The 7,865-nt window shown below is 30.9% G+C and carries 13 protein-coding genes; 11 read left to right on the forward strand and 2 right to left on the reverse strand.

The window, feature by feature from the left end:
- The 6 genes from V7056_RS14300 to V7056_RS14325 form a co-directional block, all read left to right on the forward strand.
- On the forward strand, nt 1–205 hold a 205-nt coding region (locus tag V7056_RS14300; protein WP_499702973.1), incomplete at its 5' end, for a DJ-1/PfpI family protein.
- Between the two features lie 8 nt (nt 206–213).
- Nucleotides 214–576 carry a DJ-1/PfpI family protein gene (locus V7056_RS14305; protein WP_499702992.1) on the forward strand — a complete coding sequence of 121 codons (363 nt, stop codon included), beginning with the start codon at nt 214–216 and terminating at the stop codon, nt 574–576.
- A gap of 14 nt (nt 577–590) precedes the next feature.
- Nucleotides 591–1,049 (forward strand): GNAT family N-acetyltransferase, encoded by a 459-nt coding sequence (locus tag V7056_RS14310; RefSeq protein WP_499702975.1) that lies wholly within the window; start codon nt 591–593, stop codon nt 1,047–1,049.
- A gap of 317 nt (nt 1,050–1,366) precedes the next feature.
- Nucleotides 1,367–1,522, forward strand: a complete 156-nt coding sequence (locus tag V7056_RS14315; protein ID WP_499702977.1) for a hypothetical protein — start codon at nt 1,367–1,369, stop codon at nt 1,520–1,522.
- Nucleotides 1,523–1,552: 30 nt separating this feature from the next.
- Nucleotides 1,553–2,548 carry a UDP-glucose 4-epimerase GalE gene (galE, locus tag V7056_RS14320; RefSeq protein ID WP_499702978.1) on the forward strand — a complete coding sequence of 332 codons (996 nt, stop codon included), beginning with the start codon at nt 1,553–1,555 and terminating at the stop codon, nt 2,546–2,548.
- A gap of 68 nt (nt 2,549–2,616) precedes the next feature.
- Complete coding sequence (locus V7056_RS14325; RefSeq protein ID WP_499702980.1) at nt 2,617–3,243, forward strand: histidine phosphatase family protein; 627 nt, start codon at nt 2,617–2,619, stop codon at nt 3,241–3,243.
- A 51-nt stretch (nt 3,244–3,294) separates the two neighbouring features.
- Here the strand turns inward: V7056_RS14325 and V7056_RS14330 are convergent, their stop codons facing one another.
- Together V7056_RS14330 and V7056_RS14335 are read right to left on the reverse strand one after the other, a co-directional pair.
- Nucleotides 3,295–3,756, reverse strand: a complete 462-nt coding sequence (locus V7056_RS14330) for a hypothetical protein (RefSeq protein WP_499702982.1) — start codon at nt 3,754–3,756, stop codon at nt 3,295–3,297.
- Nucleotides 3,757–3,918: 162 nt separating this feature from the next.
- A complete protein-coding gene (locus V7056_RS14335) occupies nt 3,919–4,365 on the reverse strand; it encodes a cupredoxin domain-containing protein (RefSeq protein ID WP_499702984.1) in 447 nt (148 codons plus the stop codon).
- A gap of 191 nt (nt 4,366–4,556) precedes the next feature.
- On the opposite strand from V7056_RS14335, the gene V7056_RS14340 reads away from it, so the two are divergent.
- The 5 genes from V7056_RS14340 to V7056_RS14360 all read left to right on the forward strand — a co-directional run bounded on the left by V7056_RS14340 (nt 4,557) and on the right by V7056_RS14360 (nt 7,831).
- Entirely contained in the window at nt 4,557–5,312 is a 756-nt protein-coding gene (locus V7056_RS14340; RefSeq protein WP_499702985.1) for a sporulation protein, read from the forward strand.
- 239 nt (nt 5,313–5,551) lie between these two features.
- The gene (locus tag V7056_RS14345) at nt 5,552–6,424 is read left to right on the forward strand and encodes an AraC family transcriptional regulator (RefSeq protein WP_499702987.1); all 873 of its coding nucleotides are present in this window, start codon (nt 5,552–5,554) and stop codon (nt 6,422–6,424) included.
- A 163-nt stretch (nt 6,425–6,587) separates the two neighbouring features.
- Nucleotides 6,588–6,884, forward strand: a complete 297-nt coding sequence (locus V7056_RS14350; protein ID WP_499702988.1) for a hypothetical protein — start codon at nt 6,588–6,590, stop codon at nt 6,882–6,884.
- Nucleotides 6,885–7,271: 387 nt separating this feature from the next.
- Nucleotides 7,272–7,598 carry a DUF2085 domain-containing protein gene (locus V7056_RS14355; protein ID WP_499702990.1) on the forward strand — a complete coding sequence of 109 codons (327 nt, stop codon included), beginning with the start codon at nt 7,272–7,274 and terminating at the stop codon, nt 7,596–7,598.
- 101 nt (nt 7,599–7,699) lie between these two features.
- Nucleotides 7,700–7,831 (forward strand): DUF4023 domain-containing protein, encoded by a 132-nt coding sequence (locus V7056_RS14360; RefSeq protein WP_087998004.1) that lies wholly within the window; start codon nt 7,700–7,702, stop codon nt 7,829–7,831.
- Nucleotides 7,832–7,865 lie beyond the last annotated feature (34 nt).

Below are 7,865 nucleotides of genomic sequence, written 5' to 3' on the forward strand. Positions count from 1 at the left end.
AGAAAAGAATATGAGAAAAGTATTATTGTTTGTTTATGACTCTTTTGCAGAGTTTGAAGTTTCAATATTAATAACATGTTTAAAGGGCGCAGGAATACAATTAGAGACTTTTTCAATAAATACAAATGATGAACCAATTATTTCTGCAGGAAATTTAAAAGTATTAGCAAACCATTCGATTGAAAAGATTAATAGTAATGATTAGCTTTATTAATTCCAGGTGGATCACCTTATCCTTTATTAGAAAATGAAATACTACTTTCGCTGATCAAAGAATTTTATACTACAGATAAAATAATTGGTGCAATTTGTGGTGGACCAGCATTATTAGGAGCAGCTGGTATTTTAGAAGAAATAAGCTATACAGCATCTCTATCTCAGGAAGATAAAGAATACTCAAGCGTGTTAAATTGGACAAATAAACAGGAAGATTATTTAGTGATTGATCGAAATGTTATTACGGCAACTGGCTCAAATTATTTAAAATTTGCTGAAGAAGTGTTGCGTGCACTTGGAACAATATCTGAAGATGATAAAGAGCCATTAAAATACTTTGCTGTTCCTTCATCAAATTAAAAGAAGGTGTGTATATGACTATTCATTTAGAAAGCGTTACACGAGATAATTGGGAAAAAGCTTTAAATCTTACAGTTAATAAGGAACAAAGCAACTTTGTCCCATCAGTGTCGGTTTCTTTAGCAAAAATATATATAAAACCAGATGGTGAACATGTTGAATATATTCCCTTTACTATTTATCATGACGAAGAATTAGTAGGATTTATCATGTTTGCTTACGAAGAGGATTCTACAAATATGTATTGGATTAATGGTTTTATAATAGATTCAATGTTTCAAGGGAATGGTTTTGGAAGAGCGGCTTTACAGGAAATCGTAAAATGGATTTCTGATAAATTTTCAATTTGTGAAGAAATACGACTGACAGTTCATAAAGATAATCTCTTAGCTAAGAATTTATATAAAAATTTTGGTTTTATACCAAATGGTGACGAATATCATGATGAAGAAGTATGGGTATATAATAACTGAGCTAGTCATAGCAATTAAAGGCGATTCTTATATGGAATCGTTTTTTTTACACTTTTCTTAGGCTAACATGTTTATTTTATTAGTTGATAATTAAAATTTTATCAATCGAAGAAAAGAAATCTGTAACCATAGTTTAAAGAATAATAGGTAAGGAATCAGGATTTCGTGGTAAAATATGGAGAAGATTTGCATTCGTACTCTGTTTAAGTGAAATCTAAATGGAGAGAACGATAAACTATACGCGTACTAATTTTGAAACGATGAGAATGATTCCTGTCTGCTCTAATTAATATTAATGATAGTGGGGAGTTAATTTTTTGCCGATTTTATGGGGAGTACTAGCAGGTGTGGTAACTTTTATATTCTCAGAAACCGATCCATTTCAACCAATATTTATTACAAATATATTATTAGGATTAATCGTAGGATTATTATTTGAACGTAGAAATTTGGAAAATAATACCATGAAATGATAATTCCATAAAAAAATAGGAGAAATACATATGAAAATATTAGTAACTGGTGGAACTGGTTATATAGGAAGTACTGTGTGTTATGCGTTAATTGATAACGGACATATTCCTGTCATTTTAGACAAAAATGATCGAGTTGAATTTACTTTTGACAAAATTTTTTATCAAGGAGATATTTCAGATAAAGCGTTACTGAAGAAAATCATTACTGAACATCCAGATATAGATTTTACAATACATCTAGCAGCAATGACAGTTGTACCTGATTCTGTAGAGGATCCGAGTGAATATTATACAGAAAATGTGACCAAATCAATTTCTTTATTTACAAACTTAAAAGAATTTGGATATCACAAAATCGTATATAGTTCTTCTGCTTCTATTTATGACGATCCAATTGATTTGGTCGTAACAGAAGAATCACCATTAAACCCTAGAAGTCCTTATGCTAGAACTAAATATATGACAGAGATGATTCTCGAAGATTTTTGCTATGCATATGGACTTAGAGGAATGTCATTGCGATATTTCAATCCAATTGGTGCAGATCCGAAAATGCGGACTGGAGCAACGATCAAATTCCCTTCTCATTTACTAGGTAAGTTATTAAAATCCGTATCAGATGAAGGGGAAGTATTTAAGATTACCGGTACAAATTGGCCAACAAAAGATGGTACTGGTATAAGAGATTATATTCATATTTGGGATTTAGCGATGGCTCATGTAAAAGCTGTTGAAAACTTTGAGAATGCATTTGAACTTTCAGATGAACCTCAAAAACCGTATCTTGTCTTAAATATTGGAAAAGGCGAAGGGATAACGGTAAAGGAATTTATTTCTATCTTTGAAAATGTATACGGAAAAATCATCGAAAAAATAGAAACTGAACCAAGATTAGGTGACGTTGCTGGGGCGTTTGCAAATGTTGAAAAAGTAAATAAACTATTAAATTGGACTGCATCTTTATCAATAGAAGAAGGCATGAAAGATGCGATGAAATGGAATGAACAAAGAAATCATAACTAATTTTACTATTGCCTAAAAAATAGTCGGTATAGGTTAATCGAAAGTTTTAATGTTCGGGGGATATAAATTTGTTACATATTTATTTAACAAGACACGGGGAAACAGAGTGGAATATTCAAAATCGTTTACAAGGATGGAAGGATTCACCTTTAACATCAAAAGGAATCAATGATGCGATAGCACTCAGTCAAAAAATATCAAGAATTCGTTTTCAGTCTATTTATTCAAGTCCGAGTATGAGAGCTCTGAATACTGCAAAAATCTTATCAGGAGAAAATGATATTCCGATCTTGCAAGATGAAAATTTACGAGAAATAAATTTTGGTGATTGGGAAGGGAAAACGAAATATGAAATTAATGAACGATTTGAAAATGAGTTTTCTTCACTATGGGATTCTCCAAGTGCGTATAACCACCTACCTCATAATGGAGAAAGTCTAAAGAATGTAAGAAAAAGAGTAGAAGAAGTATTAAAAAACATCATTGAAACAAATAAAGACGGAAATGTATTAATTGTTACTCACGCAGTCATTGTTGCGACTATTATTGCATACTTTAAAAACTCGTCTATTGAAAAGCTTTGGGATATCCCATTTGTACATAGTACGAGTTTAACCCAAATTGAAATAGATGTTAAAAATGAGTATTTAAACCTTACATTACTATGTGACATTGCTCATTTACAAGAAAGTTAGTAATCTAAAAAACACCCGTAAAAATAAATTAGGGGTGTTTTTTTCAATTGATTAAATCATTTTAAAAGATTTCAATCCATCATCTTGTTTATTTGCTTCCTTATCAATTACTTTTAATAATAAAATCATAACAATCACATAGATTACATCAAGAAAATATATCATGAGTTCTATATAGGTTGTTTGTAACATCACTCCTAACATAGCTCCCATCATTCCACCCATTATACCTGCAGTAATACCTTCTAGAGCTGCCATTTGTGAAATTGGCCTTCCATTTAAAAATCCGATTGACATGCCAATCATGATTGAAATAATAGTAGGAATGGACAAATCTGTTGATCGAAGCATGATTCCTAAGACTGTTCCAATTGTAACACTAGCCATCATCGAATTTGTCATACTAGCCATTTTACCTACCGTACATGAAAGTTTATTTTTCTTTTTAGTTGAGACAATGATGACATAACTGGATAATAGTAAAGTTAATATAATACTCGCCCATTCCAACACTTAAATCATTCCCTTCTAATGAAGTAATCTTTGATGAATAGAGAAAAAAGTAAGTCGTTTATTATTTTTTGATTCAACTCATTAATATGAGCATGAAATGTAAGTATGAATAAAAAGAAAAAAAGATAGTAATTTTAAGATTACTATCTTTTACAATTACTATTAATCTACAACTATATAAGCAATCATCGGAGCGGAGTCTTCAGTTGTTGAGTGGGTATCACAAATTAATCGATAAGTTCCTTCTTTTTTAAACTGTACCGTAACTTCTGTTGTTTCACCTTTCTTAACTACACCTGAAACATTTGTACCTTCTATATGAAAATGATGTTCCTTGCCATTAATTCCATGTAATTTTAAAACAACTTTTTGATTCTCCTCAACATTGATTGTACCAGGATCCCATCGATAAGCCTCAATTTCTGAACCATTATCAAGTTTGGTAGAAAATTCACCTGTAACCATATGTATTTCAACAGTTTCTAATGGCTTTTCTTTAGCTGTAGTTTCTGCGGATTTAGGGAATAAATAATACAAGGCACTAAAACCTATTACAATGAAAACAAAGCTAAAAAGAAGCCATTTTTTCTTAATGACAACAAAATGCATAATAGTTCCTCCTAATCAATTCTTTTTAATAGAATATGCTTAAAAGAAGAAGAACTTGTCTAATAAAAAAGTAAAATATGCATGGCTACTAGAAATATTATATTTTTACATGTTTACTATTTAAAGAATATTAAAACTTATCATAGTAATATATAATGAGAATGTAGTCATCTAAAATACGGAGGGATACGATGTTTAAAAAAGTATTAGCAAGACTTGGGATTGGCGCAGCCACAGTAAATACAATTATACATACAAAAGATTTATATCCTGGAAAACAAGTTGATGGAACAGTAGAAATCAATGGTGGATCAGTAGCTCAAGAGATTAATCATATCGCACTTAAATTAAAAGCTTACGCAAAAAAGAAAAGTGGAGATGGTGAAGTTTCAGTAAAAATACAATTACATGAAGAACGTGTTAGTGGAAAATTAACAATAGAGGCAAATGAACAAAGATCTATTCCATTTTCATTCCAATTACCATACTTTGCTCCAATTACAATTGGACATGGGCAAGTATGGATTGAAACTGATTTAGATATTGATCTAAGTTTTGATCCTACTGATGTAGATTATTTAAAAATATATGCACATGAAGAGTTATCAAATTTTGTTGAAGCATTTAAATTGTTAGGCTTTAGATTACGTCAAGTGGAAGTAGAAGCACAGGATGGCCGTTTCTATCAAGAATGGGAATTCGTACCAAATTCAAAAAGAGAATGGCGCTTTGATGAAATCGAATGCATGGTTGAACCTAATAAAGATGGTTTATTCATGAGAGTTGCTGTAGATAAAGCAGGTTCACATCGCGGATTGGCTGGTTTATTACAAGAATCTCTAGGCTTAGACGAAAAGAAAACTGCACTAACATTTACAAATACTCAACTAAAAGATGCACATTCAGTAGCGTCAACTTTAAGAGCTTTCTTACAACAATATAATTAAGCATCAATAAATACTTACAAAATAACAATCAAAATGGCAACTATTTAAGTTGTCATTTTTTTATTGATAAAATTATATTTTCAACCCCCAAAAACAGTGTGAAGATTTGATTTTTATATTATTAAAAATCAAACTGGAAAAAGAGTATAATTAAAGAAATAGAACCTACATTATTTGGTCAAGAAATGTCGGATAGTATCATTCAAGACCTGTTATGCTTTGATAAAGGAGGTCATATTGTGGATCAATTAAAGAATTTAAATAATGCCATCAATTATATCGAAAAGAATCTAACGAATGAAATGAATTTTCAAGAAGTCGCAAAAAGGGCATTTTGCTCAGAATATCATTTTAAAAGGATGTTTACATTCTTATCTGGTATTTCATTATCAGAGTATATCCGACGTAGACGACTTACCCTTGCTGCTTTTGAACTAAAAGAACAAAACAAAAAAATCATTGATATAGCAATCAAATATGGTTACAATTCACCTGATTCTTTTACAAGAGCTTTTTATCAACTACATGGTCTAACTCCAACTGAAGCGAGACAAAATGGGCATAATCTGAAGTCATTCCCACCTATGACCTTCCAATTGTCAATAAATGGAGGTAATGAAATGAACTACCGAATTGAAGAAAAAGAGGCATTTAGAATTGTAGGGATTCATAAAAGAGTTCCAATCGTATTTAATGGTGTAAATCCTGAAATAGCAGAAATGTGGAAAAGTTTAGATGTTGATACAATCAGTCAACTTAAATCGCTATCAAATGTAGTACCTAGTGGATTAATAAGTGCATCTACGAATTTTTCAGAGGAAAGAATGGAAGAAAAAGGTGAACTTGATCACTATATTGGTATTGCTACAACAAATGAATGTCCAGATAACTTTATAAATCTTGAAGTTCAACCTTCAACATGGGCTGTCTTTGAAGCAATCGGTCCATTCCCGGAAACTTTACAAAACATTTGGGGACGAATCTATTCAGAATGGTTTCCAACTGCAAACTATGAACAAACTGAAGGCCCAGAGATTTTATGGAATGAGCATAAAGATATTACCTCACCGACATTTAAAAGCGAAATTTGGATTCCAATTAGAAAAATATAATAAAAAAGATCAAAGGGGTAGTTATCTAACTCTTTGATCTTTTTCGTTTATAAATTGTTCAACGATTAATTATTAAATAACTCTATTCATAAAGTTCATTTTACACTACAATTAAATTTATAATTGGATAAATTTTACAAATTTCTATTAAAGGAGAATCTTCATGAATTCAAACGTTAGAACATTAAAATTTATATCTGGTGGCTTTGAAGCAATTTTAGGAATCCCAATCCTTGGTGCTTCAATCGTTATTGGATTTGGATGGTTTCCACTTGTAATAGCATTAATCATTCATATAATTACGCTAGTATTAGCAAAAAAAGCTGGTCTAACGGCATATGGGAATATTTTCGGGATTATTACTTCTTGTTTAGCGTGGATTCCTATACTTGGTTGGATTCTACATGTGCTGTCTGCAGTATTTATCTTAATTGGCGCATTCCTTCAAAAGTCCAAATAATAGACTGCTCTTTAGACTAACTTTTAAGTTGGCTTAATCGAAATGTTATAATGTCTGTAGGTTGTACAGAAAGTAGGGATATATTGGTTTTTTTCTTATTAAGTATCTTTTTAATCCTTTTTGTATTAGGTATTCTTTTATTGATAAAAGGATTGATCTTAAAAGGAATACTATTTTTAATTGGTAGTATTTTTTTCTTACTATTTACGATTGTGTATTATGAACGTAGAAGAAAAAGAAAATATAATGATAAAAATGATTGTGACTGTAGTGACGCTTTGATTCCTGACTGCGATTTTTTAGATTGCAACTTCCGCAAAGGTCATTTAGATTGTACGCCAGATTGCGACTGTAGTCCTGATTGTTCAAATTAGTGGGGTGATTTAAATGATTTTATTCCAATGGATACCATGTCATCGTAGAATAGATCGGTCGATCAAAATATCCAATTATACATTCCCACTTTGTGCGAGATGCTCTGGCATAGTTTTAGGCTATTTATTTCTACCTTTATTATTTATACAATCACATTTTTTAAAGTGGTGGTTATTTCCATTACTAATGATTCCACTTCTTATTGATGGATTTACGCAAAAATGGAAGTGGAGAGAAAGTAATAATAGTTTACGAATTATCACTGGCATATTATTTGGAATCGCTCAGTCCATTTTAATTGTTAATACTGTTATGTACCTATTGAAATATCTTTCATAAATGACCTTACACATAACAAAAACACTTGGATAATTAAGCGTGAATTGTTTTCCATTTGTTTGGTTAAAGTAAACTTTAGATGCTAGTAAGGAGGTTATGAAATGGAAGATACACATGAGTTTGTTGAAAAACTCCATGAAAGACAAAAGAAAGATCAAAAAAATAAAGAACATCAAGGTAATGGTACACCTAATGAAAAATTACCAACGAAACAACACGGAACAAATAAATGAATAATATCAGTCTGAACTCTTAGCTTTTGTATTT

The organism is Bacillus sp. JJ664, from assembly GCF_036962205.1.
In the GTDB taxonomy this organism is placed as follows: Bacteria; Bacillota; Bacilli; order Bacillales; family Bacillaceae_G; genus Gottfriedia.

Bases quoted from the DNA above. Each gene is read 5' to 3' on its own strand.
- galE (WP_499702978.1), top strand. From the start codon at position 1,553: ATGAAAATATTAGTAACTGGTGGAACTGGTTATATAGGAAGTACTGTG.
- V7056_RS14340 (WP_499702985.1), top strand. From the start codon at position 4,557: ATGTTTAAAAAAGTATTAGCAAGACTTGGGATTGGCGCAGCCACAGTA.
- V7056_RS14335 (WP_499702984.1), bottom strand. From the start codon at position 4,365: ATGCATTTTGTTGTCATTAAGAAAAAATGGCTTCTTTTTAGCTTTGTT.
- V7056_RS14310 (WP_499702975.1), top strand. From the start codon at position 591: ATGACTATTCATTTAGAAAGCGTTACACGAGATAATTGGGAAAAAGCT.
- V7056_RS14360 (WP_087998004.1), top strand. From the start codon at position 7,700: ATGGAAGATACACATGAGTTTGTTGAAAAACTCCATGAAAGACAAAAG.
- V7056_RS14355 (WP_499702990.1), top strand. From the start codon at position 7,272: ATGATTTTATTCCAATGGATACCATGTCATCGTAGAATAGATCGGTCG.
- V7056_RS14350 (WP_499702988.1), top strand. From the start codon at position 6,588: ATGAATTCAAACGTTAGAACATTAAAATTTATATCTGGTGGCTTTGAA.